General features: G+C 59.1%; 20 protein-coding genes. 7 read left to right on the top strand and 13 right to left on the bottom strand.

The window, feature by feature from the left end; translation table 11 throughout:
- Positions 1-48 precede the first annotated feature (48 nt).
- The 6 genes from QMK54_RS28835 to QMK54_RS28810 all read left to right on the top strand — a co-directional run bounded on the left by QMK54_RS28835 (position 49) and on the right by QMK54_RS28810 (position 7,804).
- Positions 49-1,026 (top strand): dipeptidase, encoded by a 978-nt coding sequence (locus QMK54_RS28835; RefSeq protein WP_108216971.1) that lies wholly within the window; start codon positions 49-51, stop codon positions 1,024-1,026.
- Positions 1,027-1,104: 78 nt separating this feature from the next.
- The gene (locus QMK54_RS28830) at positions 1,105-1,635 is read left to right on the top strand and encodes a DUF5943 domain-containing protein (RefSeq protein WP_008048169.1); all 531 of its coding nucleotides are present in this window, start codon (positions 1,105-1,107) and stop codon (positions 1,633-1,635) included.
- Positions 1,636-1,650: 15 nt separating this feature from the next.
- On the top strand, positions 1,651-3,711 hold the full coding sequence (gene dgcA / locus QMK54_RS28825; protein ID WP_110659631.1) for a dimethylglycine demethylation protein DgcA: 2,061 nt from the start codon (positions 1,651-1,653) through the stop codon (positions 3,709-3,711).
- Positions 3,712-3,848: 137 nt separating this feature from the next.
- Complete coding sequence (dgcB, locus tag QMK54_RS28820) at positions 3,849-5,798, top strand: dimethylglycine demethylation protein DgcB (protein WP_223589781.1); 1,950 nt, start codon at positions 3,849-3,851, stop codon at positions 5,796-5,798.
- Positions 5,798-7,018 carry an electron transfer flavoprotein subunit alpha/FixB family protein gene (locus QMK54_RS28815; protein WP_110659629.1) on the top strand — a complete coding sequence of 407 codons (1,221 nt, stop codon included), beginning with the start codon at positions 5,798-5,800 and terminating at the stop codon, positions 7,016-7,018. Before dgcB ends, QMK54_RS28815 begins: the two co-directional genes overlap by 1 nt.
- Positions 7,019-7,033: 15 nt before the next feature.
- Positions 7,034-7,804 (top strand): electron transfer flavoprotein subunit beta, encoded by a 771-nt coding sequence (locus QMK54_RS28810; protein WP_223589784.1) that lies wholly within the window; start codon positions 7,034-7,036, stop codon positions 7,802-7,804.
- Positions 7,805-7,847: 43 nt separating this feature from the next.
- Here QMK54_RS28810 and QMK54_RS28805 read toward each other — a convergent pair whose 3' ends face one another.
- The 13 genes from QMK54_RS28805 to QMK54_RS28745 form a co-directional block, all read right to left on the bottom strand.
- Entirely contained in the window at positions 7,848-9,809 is a 1,962-nt protein-coding gene (locus QMK54_RS28805; RefSeq protein WP_320401707.1) for a secretin N-terminal domain-containing protein, read from the bottom strand.
- Between the two features lie 18 nt (positions 9,810-9,827).
- A complete protein-coding gene (locus QMK54_RS28800; protein ID WP_413787351.1) occupies positions 9,828-10,328 on the bottom strand; it encodes a hypothetical protein in 501 nt (166 codons plus the stop codon).
- Positions 10,325-10,885 carry a GspMb/PilO family protein gene (locus QMK54_RS28795; RefSeq protein ID WP_320401706.1) on the bottom strand — a complete coding sequence of 187 codons (561 nt, stop codon included), beginning with the start codon at positions 10,883-10,885 and terminating at the stop codon, positions 10,325-10,327. Before QMK54_RS28795 ends, QMK54_RS28800 begins: the two co-directional genes overlap by 4 nt.
- A 3-nt stretch (positions 10,886-10,888) precedes the next feature.
- Positions 10,889-11,443: a hypothetical protein gene (locus QMK54_RS28790; protein WP_320401705.1), complete on the bottom strand. Its 555-nt coding sequence runs from the start codon at positions 11,441-11,443 to the stop codon at positions 10,889-10,891.
- Positions 11,440-12,174, bottom strand: coding sequence for a hypothetical protein (locus QMK54_RS28785; protein WP_320401704.1), 735 nt, complete (start codon positions 12,172-12,174; stop codon positions 11,440-11,442). Before QMK54_RS28785 ends, QMK54_RS28790 begins: the two co-directional genes overlap by 4 nt.
- Complete coding sequence (locus QMK54_RS28780) at positions 12,155-13,792, bottom strand: GspE/PulE family protein (protein WP_110661774.1); 1,638 nt, start codon at positions 13,790-13,792, stop codon at positions 12,155-12,157. The genes QMK54_RS28785 and QMK54_RS28780 overlap by 20 nt, the downstream gene beginning before the upstream one ends.
- Before the next feature lie 4 nt (positions 13,793-13,796).
- Positions 13,797-14,981, bottom strand: a complete 1,185-nt coding sequence (locus tag QMK54_RS28775) for a type II secretion system F family protein (protein ID WP_320401703.1) — start codon at positions 14,979-14,981, stop codon at positions 13,797-13,799.
- A complete protein-coding gene (locus QMK54_RS28770) occupies positions 14,978-15,442 on the bottom strand; it encodes a transglycosylase SLT domain-containing protein (RefSeq protein WP_320401702.1) in 465 nt (154 codons plus the stop codon). The genes QMK54_RS28775 and QMK54_RS28770 overlap by 4 nt, the downstream gene beginning before the upstream one ends.
- Positions 15,443-15,444: 2 nt before the next feature.
- Complete coding sequence (gspG, locus tag QMK54_RS28765; protein ID WP_110662148.1) at positions 15,445-15,885, bottom strand: type II secretion system major pseudopilin GspG; 441 nt, start codon at positions 15,883-15,885, stop codon at positions 15,445-15,447.
- Between the two features lie 230 nt (positions 15,886-16,115).
- The gene (locus QMK54_RS28760; protein ID WP_320401701.1) at positions 16,116-17,669 is read right to left on the bottom strand and encodes a lytic polysaccharide monooxygenase; all 1,554 of its coding nucleotides are present in this window, start codon (positions 17,667-17,669) and stop codon (positions 16,116-16,118) included.
- A gap of 32 nt (positions 17,670-17,701) precedes the next feature.
- Positions 17,702-18,322 (bottom strand): type II secretion system protein, encoded by a 621-nt coding sequence (locus tag QMK54_RS28755; RefSeq protein ID WP_320401700.1) that lies wholly within the window; start codon positions 18,320-18,322, stop codon positions 17,702-17,704.
- 190 nt (positions 18,323-18,512) lie between these two features.
- The gene (locus QMK54_RS28750) at positions 18,513-18,902 is read right to left on the bottom strand and encodes a type II secretion system protein (protein WP_223589804.1); all 390 of its coding nucleotides are present in this window, start codon (positions 18,900-18,902) and stop codon (positions 18,513-18,515) included.
- Positions 18,877-19,386 carry a type II secretion system protein gene (locus QMK54_RS28745; protein WP_110662145.1) on the bottom strand — a complete coding sequence of 170 codons (510 nt, stop codon included), beginning with the start codon at positions 19,384-19,386 and terminating at the stop codon, positions 18,877-18,879. The genes QMK54_RS28750 and QMK54_RS28745 overlap by 26 nt, the downstream gene beginning before the upstream one ends.
- Before the next feature lie 249 nt (positions 19,387-19,635).
- Here QMK54_RS28745 and QMK54_RS28740 point away from each other — a divergent pair, with 249 nt between their 5' ends.
- The gene (locus QMK54_RS28740) at positions 19,636-20,853 is read left to right on the top strand and encodes a retropepsin-like aspartic protease (RefSeq protein WP_413787350.1); all 1,218 of its coding nucleotides are present in this window, start codon (positions 19,636-19,638) and stop codon (positions 20,851-20,853) included.
- Positions 20,854-21,254: the final 401 nt, after the last annotated feature.

Genomic DNA, 21,254 nt, shown 5'->3' with positions numbered 1-21,254 from the left:
CGCCGGCAGACGATTCGGCGCATGAATCGCTAATAAGGGGACAGCCTGATGAGCCCAGCCGAATTGCACGCCGACAGCATCGTTATCGACGGGCTGATTATTGCCAAGTGGAACCGTGAACTGTTCGAAGACATGCGCAAGGGCGGTTTGACCGCGGCCAACTGCACCGTGTCGGTGTGGGAGGGCTTCCAGGCCACCGTCAACAACATCGCCGCCAGCCAGAAGCTGATCCGCGAGAACAGCGACCTGGTGATTCCGGTCCGCACCACTGCCGACATCCGCAAGGCCAAGGAGCAGGGCAAGACCGGCATCCTTTTCGGCTTCCAGAATGCCCACGCCTTTGAAGACCAGATCGGCTATGTCGAAGTCTTCAAGCAGCTCGGCGTTGGCATTGTGCAGATGTGCTACAACACCCAGAACCTGGTGGGCACCGGTTGCTACGAGCGTGATGGCGGCCTGTCGGGCTTCGGTCGCGAAATCGTCGCCGAGATGAACCGCGTCGGCGTGATGTGCGACCTGTCCCACGTCGGATCCAAGACTTCCGAAGAAGTCATCCTCGAGTCGAAGAAGCCGGTCTGCTACTCCCACTGCCTGCCGTCGGGGCTCAAGGAGCACCCGCGCAACAAGTCCGATGAAGAACTGAAGTTCATCGCCGACCACGGCGGTTTTGTCGGTGTGACCATGTTCGCGCCGTTCCTGGCCAAGGGCATCGATTCGACCATCGACGACTACGCCGAAGCGATCGAATACACCATGAACCTGGTGGGCGAAGACGCCATCGGCATCGGCACCGACTTCACCCAGGGCCATGGCCAGGACTTCTTCGAATACCTGACCCACGACAAGGGCTACGCCCGCCGCCTGACCAGCTTCGGCAAGATCATCAACCCGCTGGGCATCCGCACCGTCGGCGAGTTCCCGAACCTGACCGAAACCTTGCTCAAGCGCGGCCATTCCGAGCGCGTGGTGCGCAAGATCATGGGCGAGAACTGGGTGAACGTGCTGAAAGACGTCTGGGGCGAATAAGCCGCCGCACTTCTGAATCCTTTCCCGCTGCCGTCCGTGCAGCGGGCAACACAACGAATTTTCTGGAGTTAAGTTTCCATGGCCAAGATCGCCCCGCAATTGCCAATCGAAGTCGACAGCGAAACCGGTGTCTGGACCTCCGACGCCCTGCCGATGCTGTATGTGCCGCGCCATTTCTTCGTCAACAACCACATGGGCATCGAGGAAGTGCTGGGCGCTGAAGCTTATGCCGAAATCCTCTATAAGGCCGGCTACAAGTCCGCCTGGCACTGGTGTGAAAAAGAAGCCGAATGCCACGGACTGGAAGGGGTGGCGGTGTTCGAACACTACATGAAGCGTCTGTCGCAACGTGGCTGGGGCCTGTTCAAGATCCAGGACATCGACCTCGACAAAGGCACCGCCAGCGTCAAGCTCGAACACTCGGCGTTCGTCTACGTGTACGGCAAGGTCGGGCGCAAGGTCGACTACATGTTCACCGGCTGGTTTGCCGGTGCAATGGACCAGATCCTCGCCGCTCGCGGCAGCAAGATCCGCACTGTGGCCGAGCAAGTCTACGGTGGCTCCGAAGAGGGCCACGAAGACGGCTTGTTCACCGTCAAGCCGTTGTAAGTCGAGGAACCCGCCATGGCTTTCGAAGCAATGTTCCAGCCGATCCAGATCGGCAAACTGACCATCCGCAACCGCGTGCTCAGCACCGCGCACGCCGAGGTCTACGCGACTGACGGTGGCATGACCACCGACCGGTACGTCAAGTATTACGAAGAGAAAGCCAAGGGCGGGATCGGCCTGGCGATTTGCGGCGGCTCGTCGGTGGTCGCCATCGACAGCCCGCAGGAGTGGTGGAGTTCGGTAAACCTGTCCACCGACCGCATCATTCCGCACTTCCAGAATCTGGCCGACGCCATGCACAAGCACGGCGCCAAGATCATGATCCAGATTACCCACATGGGCCGTCGCTCGCGTTGGGACGGCTTCAACTGGCCGACCCTGATGTCGCCATCGGGTGTGCGTGAGCCGGTGCACCGTGCCACCTGCAAGACTATCGAGCCGGAAGAGATCTGGCGGGTGATCGGTAACTACGCGCAAGCGGCACGCCGCGCCAAGGCCGGTGGCCTGGACGGTGTCGAGCTGTCGGCCGTGCACCAGCATATGATCGACCAGTTCTGGAGCCCACGGGTCAACAAGCGTACCGACGAATGGGGCGGCACCTTCGAAGGCCGCATGAAATTCGGCCTGGAAGTGTTGAAAGCCGTGCGCGCCGAGGTCGGTGACGACTTCTGCGTGGGCATGCGCATCTGCGGTGACGAGTTCCACCCCGACGGCCTGTCCCATGAAGACATGAAGCAGATCGCCAAGTATTACGACGACACCGGCATGCTCGATTTCATCGGCGTCGTGGGCTCGGGTTGCGACACCCACAACACCCTGGCCAACGTGATTCCGAACATGAGTTATCCACCGGAGCCGTTCCTGCATCTGGCTGCCGGCATCAAGGAAGTGGTCAAGGTTCCCGTGCTGCACGCGCAGAACATCAAGGACCCGAACCAGGCCACGCGCATTCTGGAAGGCGGTTACGTCGACATGGTCGGCATGACCCGCGCGCACATCGCCGACCCGCACCTGATCGCCAAGATCAAGATGGGCCAGATCGACCAGATCAAACAATGCGTTGGTGCCAACTACTGCATCGACCGTCAGTATCAGGGCCTGGATGTGCTGTGCATCCAGAACGCCGCGACGTCCCGTGAGTACATGGGCGTGCCGCACATCATCGAAAAAACCACCGGCGTGAAACGCAAGGTGGTGGTCGTTGGTGCCGGTCCTGCGGGGATGGAAGCCGCTCGCGTTGCCGCCGAACGTGGCCACGACGTGACCCTGTTCGAGAAAAAAGAATTCATCGGCGGGCAAATCACCACCGCTTCGAAAGCACCGCAACGGGACCAGATCGCCGGTATCACCCGTTGGTATCAGCTGGAGCTGGCTCGGTTGAAAGTCGACCTGCGCCTGGGTACCGCGGCGGATGCGCCGACCATCATGGACCTGCGTCCGGACGTGGTAGTGCTGGCCGTCGGCGGTCATCCGTTCATCGAACAGAACGAACACTGGGGCGCGGCTGAAGGCCTGGTGGTCAGCAGCTGGGATGTGCTCGACGGCAAGGTGGCGCCTGGCAAGAACGTGCTGGTCTACGACACCATTTGCGAGTTCACCGGCATGTCGACTGCCGACTTCATTGCGGACAAGGGCAGCCAGGTCGAGATCGTCACCGACGACATCAAGCCGGGCGTGGCCATCGGTGGTACGTCGTTCCCGACTTACTACCGCAGCATGTACCCGAAAGAAGTGATCATGACCGGCGACATGATGCTGGAGAAGGTCTACCGCGAAGGCGACAAGCTGGTGGCGGTGCTGGAAAACGAATACACCGGCGCCAAAGAGGAACGGGTGGTGGACCAGGTGGTGATCGAGAACGGCGTGCGTCCGGACGAGGAGATCTACTACGCGATGAAGGAAGGCTCGCGCAACAAGGGCCAGATCGACGTCGAAGCCTTGTTCGCGATCAAGCCGCAGCCTTGCCTGGAGCAGAGCGGCGACGGCTACTTGTTGTTCCGCATCGGCGACTGCGTGGCCCAGCGGAACGTGCATGCGGCGATCTATGACGCGCTGCGGTTGTGCAAGGACTTCTAAGCCTGCCACCTGTAGGCGCCGGCTTGCTGGCGATGAACGATAACGCGGTCTGCCTGAATCACCGCGTCGTCTGAATCGCCAGCAAGCCGGCTCCTACAAGACCGATGCATGACTCCGTGGTTTGTGGGAGCTTCACCATGTTGAACACCCTTCTTCCAATCCTGTTGTTCGCCGCCTTGGGCCTTGGTGTCCTGGGTGCGTTGCGGCGGGTGGCCATGTGGCGCCGGGGCCGGGCTTCGAAAGTCGACCTGATCGGCGGCCTGTTCGCCATGCCCAAGCGTTACATGGTCGACTTGCACCATGTGGTGGCGCGAGACAAATACATTGCCAACACCCACGTGGCCACGGCCGGCGGTGCGGTGGCGTCCATCGTGCTGGCGATTCTGGTGCACGGTTTCGGCCTGCATAACCGCTTCCTCGGCTATGCGCTGCTGCTGATGACGGCGGTGATGTTCGTCGGCGCGATCTTCGTTTACCTGCGTCGGCGCAACCCGCCGGCGCGCCTGTCGAAAGGCCCGTGGATGCGCCTGCCGAAAAGCCTGCTGGCGTTCTCGGCCTCTTTCTTCCTGGTGACCTTGCCGGTGGCCGGCATCCTCCCGGAAAACTTCGGTGGCTGGCTGTTGGCAGTGATTCTCGGAGTCGGCGTGTTGTGGGGCGTGTCGGAGCTGTTCTTCGGCATGACCTGGGGCGGGCCGATGAAACACGCCTTCGCCGGTGCGCTGCACCTGGCCTGGCACCGTCGCGCCGAACGTTTCGGTGGCGGTCGTTCCACGGGCCTCAAGCCGCTGGACTTGAACGATCCGACCGCGCCACTGGGCGTGGAAAAACCCAAGGATTTCACCTGGAACCAGTTGCTCGGCTTCGACGCCTGCGTGCAGTGCGGTAAATGTGAAGCGGCGTGCCCGGCGTTTGCTGCCGGCCAGCCGCTGAACCCGAAAAAACTGATTCAGGACATGGTCGTCGGCCTGGCCGGTGGCACCGATGCGAAATTCGCCGGCAGCCCGTATCCGGGCAAGGCCATCGGTGAACACGCCGGTAATCCGCATCAACCGATCGTCAACGGCCTGGTAGACGCCGAGACCCTGTGGTCGTGCACCACCTGCCGCGCCTGCGTCGAGGAATGCCCGATGATGATCGAGCACGTCGATGCCATCGTCGACATGCGCCGTCATCTGACCCTGGAAAAAGGTGCGACCCCGAACAAGGGCGCCGAGGTCCTGGAAAACCTGATCGCCACCGACAACCCGGGCGGCTTCGCGCCGGGCGGGCGGATGAACTGGGCGGCGGACCTGAACCTCAACCTGCTCAGCGAAAAGAAATCCACCGACGTGCTGTTCTGGGTTGGCGACGGTGCCTTCGACATGCGCAACCAGCGTACCCTGCGCGCCTTCGTCAAAGTGCTGAAAGCGGCGAAAATAGACTTCGCCGTGCTCGGCCTCGAAGAGCGCGACAGCGGTGACGTGGCGCGGCGCCTGGGCGATGAGGCGACTTTCCAACTGTTGGCCAAGCGCAACATCCAGACCCTGGCCAAATACAGCTTCAACCGTATCGTCACCTGCGATCCGCACAGCTTCCACGTGCTGAAAAACGAGTACGGCGCCTTCGATGGCAACTACCTGGTGCAGCACCACAGCACCTACATGGCGGAAATCATCGATGCTGGCGCGCTCAATCTTGGCCAGCACAAAGGCGACAGCGTGACCTATCACGATCCGTGCTACCTCGGCCGCTACAACGGCGAGTACGAGGCGCCGCGCCAGGTCCTGCGCGCCCTCGGGATCGAAGTGAAAGAGATGCAACGTTCCGGTTTCCGTTCGCGCTGCTGCGGCGGCGGTGGCGGCGCGCCAATCACCGACATTCCGGGCAAGCAGCGGATTCCCGACATGCGCATGGAAGACATCCGTGAAACCGGCGCCGAACTGGTGGCGGTGGGTTGTCCACAATGCACCGCCATGCTCGAAGGCGTGGTCGAACCCCGGCCGTTGATCAAGGACATTGCCGAACTGGTGGCCGATGCGTTGCTGGAAGACTCAGCGCCAAGCAAGCCAGCTGCACCGGCCCAACGTGAACCTGCGGAGGTGCACTGATGAGCGACATTATTCGCCGCGACCCGCGGGCTGAATGGATCGCCCGCAACCGTCTGCACCCGCTGCATGCGGCCATGCAGCCGGCGCAACACAGCTGGATGGGCCCCAACGGTGTCATCCGCAAGAATCCCCATGGCATTGGCTTTATCGGCCCCAACGGGATCAAGCGAATCGACCGCAGTGGCGCGCAGCAGGGCGGGGCGACCAAGCGTACCGCCGCTGTTGAAGTGCAATTGCCGCTGCATCAAGTGCCTGCCCCGGCGCACTACATCTGCGTGGTACCCGACATGGTCGGTGGCCGCCTGAGCAGCCATGACCGCGACCTGTTGGGCCTGGCCCATCAACTGGCCGGCAATGACGGCGCGGTGCTGGCCGTGGTCTTCGGCGAACACAAGGAAAGCGCTTTTGCCACGGCGGGCGTCGACCGCCTGCTGGTGCTGGAAGGTGAAGAATTCAACGGTTATGCACCGGAACAACGGGTCCAGGGCCTGAGGGCTGTGGATAACCAGTTCAGCCCACGTCACTGGTTGCTGCCGGACAGCCGCAGCGGCGGTGGCGAACTTGGCCGACGCTTTGCCGCAGCGCTGGGCGAACGCCCGGCGACGCGGGTCTGGCAGGTCAAGGACCAGGAGTGCATCGGCCGCGCCGGTGCCGGTCTGCAAGACCTCGCGCGTCCGGTTGCGCGCTTGATTCTGGCGGCGGCCGAGTGCGCCGAACCGGTCAGTGAAACCCGTCACGAAGCCTTGCCGGTGGAGTTATCCACAACCGTGGCGCGCAGCCTGTCGCGGATCGAAGACCTGGGTGCGGTGGCAGTCGATCCGGCGGCGATCCCCATGGCCGAAGCCGAGTTCATTTTCTCCGGCGGCAACGGGGTCAAGGACTGGGGACTTTTCCACAGGACCGCCGAAGCCCTCGGCGCGACCGAAGGCGCATCGCGGGTGGCGGTGGACGACGGCTTCATGGCCCGCGACCGTCAGGTCGGCGCGTCCGGCACCTGGGTTACCGCACGGGTTTATGTGGCAGTAGGGATTTCCGGGGCGATCCAGCACCTGCAAGGCATCGGTGCCTGCGACAAGGTGGTGGCGATCAACCTTGACCCTGGCTGCGACATGATCAAGCGCGCAGACCTCTCGGTGATCGGCGAGAGCGCGGAGATTCTTCAAGCCTTGATCGAGGCGGTAGAGGCTTACCGCAACGACGCCAAGCGCGATGCGGCTTAAGGGAAGGAAAGGGTTATGAGCACGAAAATCATCAGCCTGGTGTCCATCGGCGCCCACCCGACCTCCGGTCGGCCGCGTCGCGCGGAACAGGATGCACGGGCGGTGGAACTGGGTCTGCAACTGGCTGGGGATAACTTGCAAGTGCTGCATGCCGGCGACATCACCGAGCCTGCGCTGCGCGCTTATCTGGGCATGGGCCTGGAACAGTTGCATGTGCTTGAGCAACCCGAGGGTGCCGATGCACTGCCGGCATTGACCGAATATCTGCGCGATGCCGGTGCTCAGGTGGTGTTGACCGGCAGCCAGGCAGAAACCGGTGAAGGTTCCGGCATGTTGCCCTTCCTGCTGGCCGAAAGCCTCGGCTGGCCGCTGGTGGTGGGGCTGGCGCAGGTCGAGTCGATCGATGGCGGTTCGGCGCTGGTGCTGCAAGCCTTGCCCCGTGGTCAGCGTCGTCGGTTGAAGGTGCGTCTGCCGTTCCTGGCGACTGTGGATAACGCAGCGCCAAAGCCGCGCCAGAGCGCCTATGGCCCGGCCCGACGCGGGGTGTTGCAGGCCCGGGACGTGGAAATCGTCGACGATGAACTGCTGGCGGTCGCCACCCTGCAACCGGCCAAGCCACGGCCAAAGCGCTTGAAAGTGATCAAGGCTAAAAGTGGCGCCGATCGTATGAAAGCCGCAACGGCCAAGGCCAGTGGCGGCGGCGGGCAGGTGCTTAAAGGCGTGACGGCGCAAGCTGGGGCTGAGGCAATCCTCAAATTGCTGATTGAAGAGGGCGTGGTTCGCTGAAGTGGTGGCGAGCAAGCCCGCTCGTGCATTCGATCCAGGGTGATTATGGACCAAGGGCTGCGGGAATGGGTGCCGGCTGTACGGGTGGCGGTACGGTCGGCGCTGCCGTTTGCTGTTGCACCGGCGGCGGCAACGGCTGCCAGCTGGCGTCCGGTTGCTGCATCGGCGGTAGCAGCGGTGCACCCAGGGTACTCGGAGCGCCGCTGGATTTGAGAGTGACGCTATTGCTGGTGTCACGCAGGATCATCCCTTCGGTGGAACTGCGCGCCTCGGTACCGCTGTGGAAGGTGCTGACCTGAGAGATCGGCAGATCCAGATTGCGCTCGATCCGGGGGGTGAGCAGCAGGATGATTTCTGTCCTCTGCTGGGTGCCCAGATTGGTACCGAACAAGGTTTTGCCCAGCCACGGGATATTGCTCAGCCATGGCAAGCCCGACCCTTCATCAATATCTGCCGTGCGGATGAGTCCTGAGACCACTTGGGTTTCATTGTTGCGTGCTGTCAGCATGGTTTTGGTGGAACGGGATCCCAGCTCAAAGGTAGCCGGAACATTTTCCGAGCCAGGGATGCGTTTGGTGATGTGGCTCATTTCCACAAACAGATCGAGGCTGATTTCGTCGGCCAGGCTGATGTTGGGCTGCACTTCGATTTTCAGGCCCACGTCCTGGTAGCTCACTGAAGAAGTGCTGATCTGGTTGGCGGTCGTGGTGGTGATCACTGGAATCTTGTCTCCGATATTGACCTGAGCCTGCTCGCGGTTTTTCACACGAACCCTTGGGTTGGCCAGGGTCACGGTGTTGCCGCTGCGTTGTAGCAAGTTGATCCGTGCTGAAGTACTCCCGGTGTCGAGCAAAATGTTATCGCCATTGATCCCCCGCAATGCGCTGATAGGGGTGCCGGCGAGCCCCTCGGGCAGGTTGGTGAAGTTGCCCACCGAAAGGCCGATGCTTTCGGGGTAGGCGATCCCCAGGTTCTGTTCGTCCGCCAGGCTGACCTCGAGCACCTGAATATCAATGGTCACTTCCGACTGGGCGATGTCGATGGCTTCCACTAGTTTTTCCACGGCGCTCAAGGTGTCGAGACCATCGCGCACAATCACTGCGTTGAGGCGCTCATCCACCAGCACTTCCTTGGGCTTGAGCAACTGCTTGATTTCGGCGGCGATCAACTTCGGGTCGCTGTGGCTCAGGTAGAAGGTACGCACCGCCAGTTCACGGTATTCGCGATCTTTTTCCGGCCGTGAGGGGTACACCAGGATGGTGTTGGCGTTGAGGATTTTCTTCTGCAGTTGCTGGGTTGCCAGCAGCAGGTTGAGTGCATCTTCAGCGGTGGTTCTGGTGGCGGTCATGCTGGCGGCGGCATTGGGGTTCACGTCCTTGTCGATGACGAAGTTGACGCCTGACACGCGGGCGATGGTCTCGAAGATGGCCGTCAGGCTCTGGGAGCTGAACTCCAGACTCACGGGTTTGCGCATGGCGTCACTGAGGTCGGGGCTCAGGTAATCGGCGCTCACCAGTTCGCGGGTCAGGGCATTGCGCAGCTCAAGGGCTGCGCGATAGTTGGGTTTCTGCGCGATGATCTGGCGCACCAGATTCAGGGCTTCTACCGGATTGCTGCCTTTCATCGCGAAAGCCCGAGCCAATTGCGGGCGTAGCTGCTGCATCATCTGGATGCTCTGGATTTCCTGGCGGGCGCCGAGGTTGCCAGGGTCGTACTTGAGGATGGTTTGCATGGCGGCGATGGCCGCGGCGTCATCACCACGCAGCAACGCGGCGCTGGCCTCGCGGCTGTATTGGGCGACCAATATTTCCAGTTTGCTGAAGTTGGCGGTGCGCAGTCGTACATCGTCGGGGTTTTCCCTGGCTTCGGCTTGCAGCAGTTCTACCGAATCCACGATTTGACCTTGCTGGCGCAGTTCATCGCTTTGCTCGATGGCGCGCTGCGTCTGGCAACCGGTCAGCAGGAACAATCCAAGGCAGCAGTGAACTAGTGTGCGCGTTGACATGGGCACTCTCTTTTTCCGTCACGGTTGGGTTCCCAGATGTAAAGTGCTGACGTGCTTCATCGGTAAGTACGTCAGCACCACGCTGGTGTCGGTCAATTTGTCCAGCCGGTAGTCTTTGTCGAGCATGCCGCCAGGCCGAATCCGGCCCGGTACGGTGCATCGGTTGCACAAGGTGTATTGGTTGCCGTTACCTCTGAGCACGACGATCTTGGCCTGGTTTTGATAGCGCCATTGCGCACTGACAACAAACGGCAGGGGCGGCGGTGTCGGTGTCGGGTTGCTGACCACCGGGGGTGGAGGTGGTGGCTTCCAGGTCTGAATCGGGAATACATCCACCAGAGGGCCGGTTTCAGCAACCGCCGTTTGCGTCGGCTCAGGTGGCGTCGGGGTGGATACTTCGGACACTGCTGCGGGGGATGTTGGTGTGTTGGGGCTGCCGGCCTGATCCTGCCAGAACAACCAGCCGCAACCGCACAGGGTGAGCAGTAGCAAGATCCGCAGATAGAGTGGCACTTTCAATCAACCACCCCCAATACGCTCAACTTGAGGTTGATGGTCAACTGCGCAATGTCGATCTCCTTGCGCTCCAGAGTGAGGTTTTCGATACGCACCGCCGGTTCTTGCACCACGATGGCCAAGGCCTGACGCAATGCTGGATAAGTGCCAGCCAGGGGGATGTCGATGTCCAGCCGTTGCAGTCCGTCATCGCCGGGCGTTGAGTAGGACAGGGTGGTCTGGTCGATGTTGAATCCCTGTTGCTGAATCAGCGTCAGGATCTTTTCCAGGCGAGTCGCGAAGGCCTGGGCACTGGGTAATTTTTCTACCACTGCCGGCTCGGTGACCTGTACATCTTGAGGGCGTTCGGCGATGGCTGCCTGCAGTTCCTGGCGACGCAAGGCGTCCTGTTCAAGGGACGGGACAATCAGTGTCCATTTAATCAACAACGAGCAGGTAATGACCCCGAGGGCGAGCAGGCCCCAGAAGCCGAGGATTTGCTGCCAATGCGCCAGTTGCCACTGCAGGCGTGGTAGCCATTGAACGAGGGAGGGCAGGCGACGCGTCAAGCGCTTGATCATGGCTTATCCGCCGTCAAGGGTTAGCTTGACCAGCACCGGGAGGGCTGGATCGTTGGTTTTACGGCTGCTTTGTTGCAGGTTTACTTGAATGCCTTTCAGGGTCTTGAGTCGCTCGACAAAGCGAAACGCGTCGCCCAGAACCCGAGCTTCCAGGTCAAGGTTCAGTATTTGGGTCTGGGTGTTGACCTCCAGGCGTGTCAGCGCCACATCGTGGGACCACGCTTGCCCCACGGCATCGAGCAGGGGGAACGGGGTGACCGCTTGCCTGGCGAAGATCACCAACTGTTGCTTTTGCTGGGGTGAAAGGTGGATGGCAGACTGAATCAGTTGTTCCTGTTGCCGGGCCAGTTGGATGAACTGCTGCTCCAATTCGTCGGTCTGTCGCTGTTGATGCTGCATCTGCTGCCAGTGCTGCGATGTGGTGAGCAACACCATCAGGGCGATCAGCCATAGCAACGCCACAAGGGGGCGGCGGGTGGCACCGGGGTGCAGAAAATCGATCGTCGGCAAGCGCGGGGCCCGCAGGCGTTGCCAGCGGTTGCGCAGCGCGAGGTTCATGGTGCCGGCTCCATCAACCAGGGGTGGGGTGGCCCCAGCCAGTGTTCGGGCGGCTCCACGGGGCGAGGGGTGGCGACAAAGGTGGTTGGCGGGTGTTGTTCAACCAATAGGTTGGCGGTGAACAGGTTGTTACTCAGGAGACTGTCGGGAGCGGTGTGTATCAAGCAGACCTGGCTGACTTTCCCTTGCTGCAGGTAGACGCAACCGAGGGCGCTGGTTTCAGGCACCGCCAACACACAGTCACCACGCAACTGCTTGCCGTAATGCTGCAGGGTTGCTGTCAGCAAGGGTACACAGGCACTAAACGGCAGGGCCTTGAGCTTGAACAGGATGCGCAAGTCTTCCAGCAGATCCAGGGGAGTAGCCACCGCAAGGCAGCTTTGACCGAAGCCTGGCGGTGCGACCTGTACCTGCCAGAGGGTCGGGTCAATGCCGGTCTGCTGGCTCAAGCTCGCCCGGGCGTAACCTTGCCAATCGGCCTGGCTATACAGGCCTGCTTGCCAGGGCAGAATCCAGTAGTGCACATGGGGAAAGCCCAACAGTAATGTGACCCGGTCCAGATAGCGCAAACGCCCTCTTGGCGCCCGTTCCAGCAGGGCGGCGCAAGCACCCAGGGGCTCGCCGTCCTGGTGACTGCGCCAGGTCGTTGCGGTTTTCCAGCGGGGGCGGGCGGCCCAGCTGGCGCCCGTGCTTTGCAGCAACACCACGTGCTCAATACAGAGAGATGACACGGTGAATCTCCTTGAGTGTGGTGTGTCCGGCGGCAGCGCTGGCCAGTGCGATATCGCGGATAAACAGGTGGCCAGCCTGCTGCGCCAACTCCCGCAGGGCAGACGCCGAACTGCGTTGCAGCAATCCTTCCTTGATGCTGTCGGTGACGGTCAACACCTCGGCCAGTGCCAATCGCCCGCGATAGCCGGTGTGACGACAGGCCTCACAACCCTTGCCGACCCGGTAACGACCGTCCTTCAAGTGCAATGGCGACAGCTTCGCCAGTCGCGTCAGTTCAGCATCGGGCTCGATATCCACGGCGCACTCCTCGCAGATGCGCCGTACCAGTCGTTGGGCAACCACACCGTTCAGCGCCTCGACAAAACTGGCCGGCTCCACGTCCATGTAGATGAAGCGCTCCAACACGCTGAAGGCGCTGTTGGCATGCACCGAGGACATCACCAGGTGCCCGGTCAGCGCTGCCTGTACGGCTATGCCGGCAGTCTCGCCGTCGCGGATTTCCCCCACCAGAATCGTGTCCGGGTCATGACGCAGGATCGAGCGCAGGCCACGGGCGAAGGTCAGCCCCTTTTTGTCGTTGACCGGAATTTGCAAGACCCCTGGTAACTCGTATTCCACCGGGTCTTCGATGGTGATGATTTTCTTTTCGCCAGTATTGGTCTCCGACAAGGCGGCATACAAGGTGGTGGATTTGCCGCTACCGGTTGGCCCCGTCACCAGCAACATGCCGTAGGGCTCACTGGCCAGGACACGAATACGCGCGATGGTGTCGGCAGCCAGTCCCAGGGAATCGAGGCTCAGTGCTTCGCCCCGTTGCGACTTGTCGAGGATACGCAGCACGGCATCTTCGCCGTGGATACTGGGCATGATCGACACCCGAAAATCCACTTCGCGAGCCTGAATCCTGGCCTTGAAACGACCGTCCTGAGGCACCCGTCGTTCGCCTATGTCCAGCTCCGACAAGACCTTGATCCGCGACAGCGACTGCTCTGCCATATCCAGCCCGGCTGCCTGCCCCATTTTTTGCAGCACACCGTCGATGCGGTACTTGATCTCCAGGCCCTGGGGCGTGGATTCGACGTGAATATCGCTCGCGCGGCTTTGCAGGGCATCGAATAACATTGAGTTGACCAGGCGCACCACCGGGTTGTCGTCGCGGGCAATACTGCTCAGTGAGATCTCCTGGGCTGCCTGCATTACTCGAGCATTTTCGTCGTCCTCGCCGAAGGGTTGCATGACCCGTTGGCTGGCTTCGGCCAGGGTCAACTGCTGTTTCACCGCGCCCGCCAAACTCATGCCCAGAGGCAGTGATTGCAAGGTTCTGGAAGACTGGATCCAGCGACGACTGGCCAGTGAAAACGGATCCCCCAACACCAGGCAGGGCTCACCTTGATTGTCCACCACCAGCACCTGATGGATCAGCGCCTGGGGCAGGGGCAGCAGGTCGAAACGCCAGTGATTGTCGAGTTCTCGCGGGTCGATGGCCTTCAAACCGAGTTGTCTGGCAATTGCCTGCAATTGCTCGGGCGTGTTGTTCAGCTCCTCCAGCAAATAATTGGCCATCGACAGCCCTTGCCGGTCGGCGAGGATTTGCCATTGTCGGGTTTGATCACTCATCGCATTACCCCTGGATGGAGCCCGCCAACTCGAAAATCGGCATGTACAACATGAACACGATCAGCCCGATCAAGCCGCCGACCACCAGCATCAGTAGGGGTTCGAAGACCTTGCTGAACAATTCGATGGCCCGTTCGAGCGCCTCATCATGAAATTGCGCAATGCGTTCACACATCGCCGCCAATTCACCGCTTTGCTCGCCCACCCGCAACAGGCGTTCAGCGACAGCGGTGGTCAGTTGGTGGCGTGCCAGGGATGTCGACAGCGGCTGGCCAGCCTGGATGTCGGTCATGGCCTGGCGCAGTGCGCCCTGGCGTTCACCGGGCAGCAGCGCGCCGGACAACGCGATCGCCGTGACCACCGGCATCCCGCCCATCAGCAGCATTCCGGCGGTGCGGTAAAAGCGGGCGAGGATAAACAGCGTGCGCTGGGCACCCAGGCTCGGGATTTTCCAGAACAGTGCGCTGGCCCGCTGCTTGAAGGCGTCGCTGCGCAACAGCAGCACCAGGCTGGCGACAGCCACCAGGGTGCCGAGCATCAGCTCCACACCACGCGTTTGCACCAGTGCTCCCCACCACACCATGAACCGGGCGGTGGCCGGCAGATCGGCTACCGCATCGAACACCGAGGCAAATCGCGGGATCACAAAAAACAACAGGAACAGCAGGATCAGCGCGCCGACACTCAGTACCACCAAGGGATACATCAGTGCACCGCTGATGCGTTTTTTCACCGTCTCCAGGTGAGCCTCGAAATGGTGATAACGCCGCAGCGCGACGGACAACTGGCCGCTGTGCTCCGAGGACGCCACGGTAGCAATCAACAGCGAAGGAAACGTCTGCGGCTTGAACTGCATTGCCCGGGACAGCGCGTTGCCCTGGTACATCGATTCCAGCAGCTCACTCATGAGCTGCCGATTGACGCCGGGTGCCGCTTTGTCGCGCAAGGTTTCCACCGCTTCCACCAGCACCAGGCCGGCATCGAGCAATACCACCAGTTCCTGAATGAACAGGCCCAGGGCAAATTTTGTGCGACGGCTGGGCAGCTTCAGTTGGCGACGCGCTTGCACAGAGATGATCTGCGTACCGTCGTCCTGCAACTGCCGGCGTGCCTGGGCAAGGTCCGGCGCCTGGATGCGCAGGGTCTGCAAATGGCCATCGCGGATGATGCGTGCCTCGAAGTCGATCATGGTGTTGGCCCGGCCAGTTGTTGCCTGCGCTGCTGCAGTTCACCGTAATAACGCCAGACGGCGGCGGCGTAGCGCGAACGACGGGCATCACGTCCGGGGCGCGTACCGGCGTTATAGGCACCGACGGCTTGCCAGCCGTAACCTTTCTCGCGGATGAACCCGGCGAGCACCCATGCTCCGACGATCACGCTGGTGCAGGGTTGGGTCAGCAGGTGTTGTTCGGTGATGCCGAATTGCGCCAGTGCTGGCAGATGGCGGCTGTTGATTTGCATCAAGCCGATGTCATGGCTGCCGTCGCTGTTGAGGTTGCGGGCGATCGGGTTCAAGCCCGACTCAACTCTGGCGATGGCGTAGAGCAGCAATGGGTCAATGTGGTATCGGCTGCCCGCCAGTTGCCAACAATTGGCGTGCGCGCCGTTGATCAAAAACATGGCGCCCAGTGCGAGGACGAAACGGTGCATGTTCATTGACCAAACACGATGTCAGCACTCGTCCCTTCGCCGCCAGCCTGGCCATCGCGGCCCAGGGAGATAATCTCGATCTCGTGGGCTGCTCCAGGGTTTTTGTACAGGTAGGGATTGTTCCATGGATCGGGTGGTGCGCCTTTCGGCAGATAAGGGCCATGCCAATTGGGCTCGGATGCAGGGCGTTCGATCAGCGCTTTCAAGCCCAGGGCTTCGCTGGGGTAATGACTATTGTCCAGGCGGTACTGATTCAAGGTATCGCCCAGGGACTTCATCTGGCCTTTGGCGGATTGCACCTTGGCCAATTCAAGTCGATCGAACATCTTCGGTCCGACGTAGCCGGCGAGCAGGGCGATAATTAGTAGAACAACCAGTAGTTCTAATAAGGTGAAACCCTGTTGTGCGCGTGAGGCAATAGAAGGTATCGATAGAGAGCGCATTGAAATACCCTGTTGGGAGTGCCAAGGCACGGCGGTTGTATAGGGTTTTTCCGGCCCGTAATTACACAGGCACAGCCGGTAGAACTGCGTCACTGTACTTCTGGGTGAATCGGATTGTCGTTTAAGGTCGAACCAGAGTTATGTCATTAATTTGAAGTATGTTTTCGTTTATTAAAAGCGCCGCACTGCAAAGCGCGGCGCTTAATAGGTGGAAATCAATCGGAATGTAGTTAATCTATTTCGATCCAGGCATCTTTCCAGTGACTACCCGTTCCAGGCGCGTAAAAGCTCGGGGCTTGCGAACACCACCCACTCTCACCACCGGGTTTGCACTGATAGTTTGCACCTTTGTTCGAAACCTTCTCATTAGGGGCGTATGGAGGTGTTTTGTTCTCTACATAAGGGGGATAAGTGTCGCCGTTGGCCGGATTGATCTTCACGGGGAACTCGGTGGGGGCGCTGGCTTTCCCATTTTGAGTATCGCGCACGATCAACCGTACAACGTGATCTCCTGGTTGTGTGGAGGAGTAGGCTTTGAACGTCACTGTGTCGCCATTCAGTACTTCGGTCGTCCCAGCAGGGACCCAACTAAAGAGCAACCTACCGTTGTACCCGATTGAGGACTGGCCAGAAAAGGTATAAGTCTGTCCTGACACCAAAGTGCTTGGGCCGGTAATCCTTGCTACTGGGGCTGTTGGGTTGATAGGCGTCTCACCATCACCGGGGAGGATGGACATGGCCTTGGTGTAAGCCTCATGGGTTGCGTAGACAGAGTTGGCGGCAGCGTTGATGGCGTTGAACACCACGTTATTGCCGTTTTTTTCACCAATCCTGGCGATATTCGCCGGCACTTGTTCAGCTACCTGACGCCCCCAGACGTTAGGGTTCAAGTTATTTTGGTCGATCTTTTGCGTGATATCGACGACTTCCTTGAACGCCGGCGGACCGCCCAAGATGCGGAAATGCACGGCGTACCCTACTTTGAGGTCATCCATACCGGAAATAAATGGACCCAGATCATGTAGCGGATCAGGTGTCCCGGCACCGGCAATGTTGATGTCGCTGCAGTTGTAAAAGCCTTCGCCTGCCGGATCCTCACGCTGCCACCGGGTATAGAGCACGGCATCACCCGAACGGCCTGGGGGAATGGCTACGTTGAACTTGAAGAAACCCGTGGCCCCTGCAATTTTCGGCGGCTGACTGCCCCAGTCAGTGCGGGCCACCTTCATCGTTTCTTCATGGATTAATTCCAGGTCGCTCCACTTCAGCTTCGTCGTCGCAGCGTTATAGCCGGGTTTACTGAGGTAAATTTTCACGAAGCTTTCGACATGGGGGGCGGTACCGATAATCCGTACTTCCATGATGCCATTCTTGGGTGTGATAGATGTTTTGTACCAGGAGGCCAAGGGTAGGTTAAGTCCGTTTTTGAGTGGGTCGGCGGCAGAGCAGAGTTGTCCATCCGGTATCGCCTCCATGACCGCAGTGTCATTTTTGTAGTCTTTGACCAGTTTGGCCACTTCGTTCCATTGTTGCCCCGGATATGATCCGCTCACCTCGTGTACAGCTTTGCAGGCCGGGTCATTGGTACCTCCCCAGAAACCCGGGAGCGTATAGCAATGCACCTGTCGTGAAACAGGAATATCCACTGCGCCATGGGCCCAGACGAGTGTGGGTACTAATAACACTGCCGCCATCATCCAACGCAGCAAGGAACGCTTGTTTCGCTGTAGGTTCTTCATGTGGGTGTCCACCTTCAATTCAGATATGCGTGTTCCGAACTGCATGGAACAATCAGGGTGATTTGTCGCTGTTAACTTCATCCGGTCGGTTCAACTCCATTGGGCGTGAAACTTATTGGAGGGTTACTCTGTCCAGGGACGTACAGAAACATCCACCCTTGATAACTGCCTTGTCCCGTGAAGCTCTGATTCTTTTTGGAGAAGTTGTTTTGCTTGAAAGGTGTTCCCTTGGCGGTGCTGAAGACGCCCATGATGCTGTTGCCCGGGCCCTTGATCAGCCCCCATTCGGTGGTACCCGACAGGGGGTCCTCATAGACCCGGCGCAAGTAGCGTTTGGTGGTCGGCATGCGGCGATCCAGCACCAGGTCATCGAGGGTTTTGGGGAAGGATTTGCCATGTTCGTAATACAGGCCGATGGCCTGGCGTATTTCACCGCCGCGGGCCAAAAGTTCCAGTTCGCGTTCGCGTTGCAGCACACTTGACCAGAGCGTGCCAGTTTCCATCAGCATCACCGCGACAATTGCCACTGAAACCAACATGCCCATGAACACCGAGCCTTGCTGGCGCTGTTTACCCGTCTGAAGGGTGTTGTCGTTGATAACGAGCTTTTCGTTCTTATGTGCGTTTAATAGATAATCTCGAGCATAAAATAGCGCTATGAGGTTTTCTCTATGGACAATCGGAGTCAGTTTTTCCATTGTCGTATTCATTTCGCTTTATTTGGAATGAGTCCAAAAAATTTCAAAAGTTAAATCATGTCTGAAATGAATACGCCAAGTGAGCGACTGCCACTAGCTGTTAGAAATAACAGTTACGACGAACGGTCACGTGAAGATACAAGGAGAGGAAAGGCGTAGCGACGCGCAAGTTAGCGAGGATCAGGGCTGCTTACCAGTCTGCATAGGGCGTTCCGTCATTGCCTTGGCCTGAGGCACCGCTGCGCACATCACCCAGGCCTTGCTCATCGGCAGTTTGTAATTGCCAGGTGTCACGCTTGCCAGTAATGGGGTCGAGGGGGATTTCCCGCAGGTAGCGGCGGTTGACGAGGTCCTGGAGGGATCCGGGGTTGTTGCCGTGATCCTCTCGATATTGATCCAGTGACTGGCGGATCGACGTCAGATTATGCCGAAGTACGGTTTCCTTGGCCTTGGTGTGTTGGCGAAAGTATTGGGGCGTGACGAGAGTCATGAGCGTGGCAATGATCGCCATGACCACCAGCAGTTCGATCAGGGTAAATCCCCGGGAGGCCCGGTTACCACCGGGTGTAGGGCGTTCCATTGAGACTCTCCCGTTGGTTGCGGGATGAAACGTCAAATACATCTTCTCCCTCTGATGGGTTGTCGACACTGCTTTGGTAACTGCGTAACTGCCAGGTATCTATGGGTGGAAGTTCGGGGCATTCACAAACAGGGTCGCGGGGGATACGGCGCAGGAAGAACAGTTTTCTGCCTTTGATATCACTCTTGTCGGTGACACCCTGGACCAAGGCTTGCAAGTTGGGGGGGTAACCGCTGTCGCTGATACTTTTTTCAATACGGCCGTCGTCCGCGGCTTCTTTATAAGAATCAATCGCCCGCCGTATTTCCCGCAGCGAACGCTGCAGTTCAAGTTCCCGGTCGCGTTTTCCCATCACCGCCGTCAGCGGATAAGCTACTGTCGAAAGCGTGGCCAGCAGAGCCAGCGTCAGTAGTAATTCAATCAGCGTAAAACCTTTGGCGCAGCGATGGCTCGGCGCTATCAATGATAGCTTGCCCTGCCACATCACCGTTTAACCTCCGTGCCCGCCAAGGACTTCTTCAATAACCCAGGCAATTGGAATTAACTGCTTGCCTGAGTGTAAAACAAATTTTGTCTTGAACAATATAACTTGAGAAAGAATGCGCCTCGCTCTGCATCCAGCATCACGGTGAACTACAGTTTTTATGCGCAGTTCGAGGTACTGCATGGTTGCGCGATCTGTCAGGTGTCCACGGCTTGCGGATTAAACTCGTTTCTTATGAATGGGTTGAACATGACGGCTTTCAATCGGTCTCTGATGCTCTTTGCATGGGCGATCTGCGTGTCTTCGGGATCGATGCCTGCCACCCCGACAAACGGCTCTGGGGCAGGTCATGAGGTCGATAGGGATTATGATCAATGGCTGCAGTCGAAGCAGGGGCAGAAAGCCACCGTGGCGCAGATGCGACAACGCTGTGAGCAATTTCTGGATGCCATGAGTAACTTGAATTGCTCAGTTTCCGTGATTGGCCGGATGTTGGAGCTAAAAGCCGCCAATCAGATCCCTGACTACTACCTGGCGATCAAGCGAAAACACGCTCGGCTCATAGCAGCCGATGCTGAGCTGACAGTGCTGTTTTCCATGTTCGGCAACGAGTCGCTCTCGATATTGAGGGCCAGTGATGATTTTTCGGTGAGCAGAACGCGGCAGCGAGAGGTGCTGGCAATTCATCCCTATTCCAGTGATTTTTCCATTGCTGACCAAGAGCTGCCGTTCATAGACGTCCATGGGGCAAGTGGTCATTCAGCTCGATTTGTTCTGGATACCGGTGCTCCGCAAACCCGCGTCAATCAAGCAACCGCGAAGCTGATGGGAATCAGGTTGCTGACCGACTCCCACTACGCCTACAGCACCTTTTATGGCGAGAAGGACCTGTCTGCCAGCCTCGGAATTGTTGATTCGCTAACCGTCGGCACAAGCCAGTTCAAGAATGTGCTGGTGTTTGTCAGTGATCGTGACAATTTGTTGGGGCTCGATCTGATCAGCAAACTGGGGCGGCTGAAAATCACCAAAAAAGCGCTGGAGTTCAATCCTGTGCCTGCCGCGCGATGCGAGTCGCCCATTGCCTACACCCGCACGGACATCAACCAGAGACTGACCATCGAAGCACAGCTGGATAATCGGGCAACATTGGCAATTGTGGATACCGGAAACGTGGATTACCTGACGTCGGCTGCGCCAGGTGAGTCGGTCAACGCTTTCGACTCCATGGGCCCTAACTCAAGCACGAACGCCACCGGAAGACAACGCTTCCAAGCCTTCAAGGGCGTGTTGAAATTGCCGGGCAGCACTCAGATGATCAGCTACAAATATTATCCAGGCTTCACCATTCCACCGTCGATATTGTCTGGGCGCTACGTGCCCTCGATTTTGCTCGGCTGGCGTGCCTTTAATGACTTTGAATTGAATCTGGATATCGACACGGGGCGGTCTTGCTTCAACCGGGTCTGATGGGATTTACCCACAATCCCTGTTAACGCCACTGTGGATAACCTGTTCGCCCCTCGCTACAGCCCATGCAGATCGGGCTCTCCAGCCATGTGATCAAAAAACAACCACGCTAAGTTGCGGTTTTCCATGGTTTTTCCTGGGGGATAAGCACGCTCGAGCGCTTCGACTTGCCCCCAAAGTCTGTTGGCGCTTCTGTGGATAAGATGTTCGCTTACCGCCACAAGCCATATAAACCGTGGCTTTCAGGATTCTGATCAAAAAACGATCATTTCATGGTTTTGTACCGCTTAAGCCTGTGCAAGCGCAGAGTTTTTGCGGCCTGTAGCGGTTTTCCACAGCACCTCGCAAGTTGCCCCCAAAGTCTGTTGGCGCTTCTGTGGATAAGGTGTTCGCTATCTTCT

Origin of the sequence: Pseudomonas sp. P5_109, assembly GCF_034009455.1 — a bacterium.
GTDB lineage: Bacteria > Pseudomonadota > Gammaproteobacteria > Pseudomonadales > Pseudomonadaceae > Aquipseudomonas.
The sequence above is the reverse complement of the archived record's forward strand: the minus strand, read 5'-3'. Positions and strand labels throughout refer to the sequence as shown.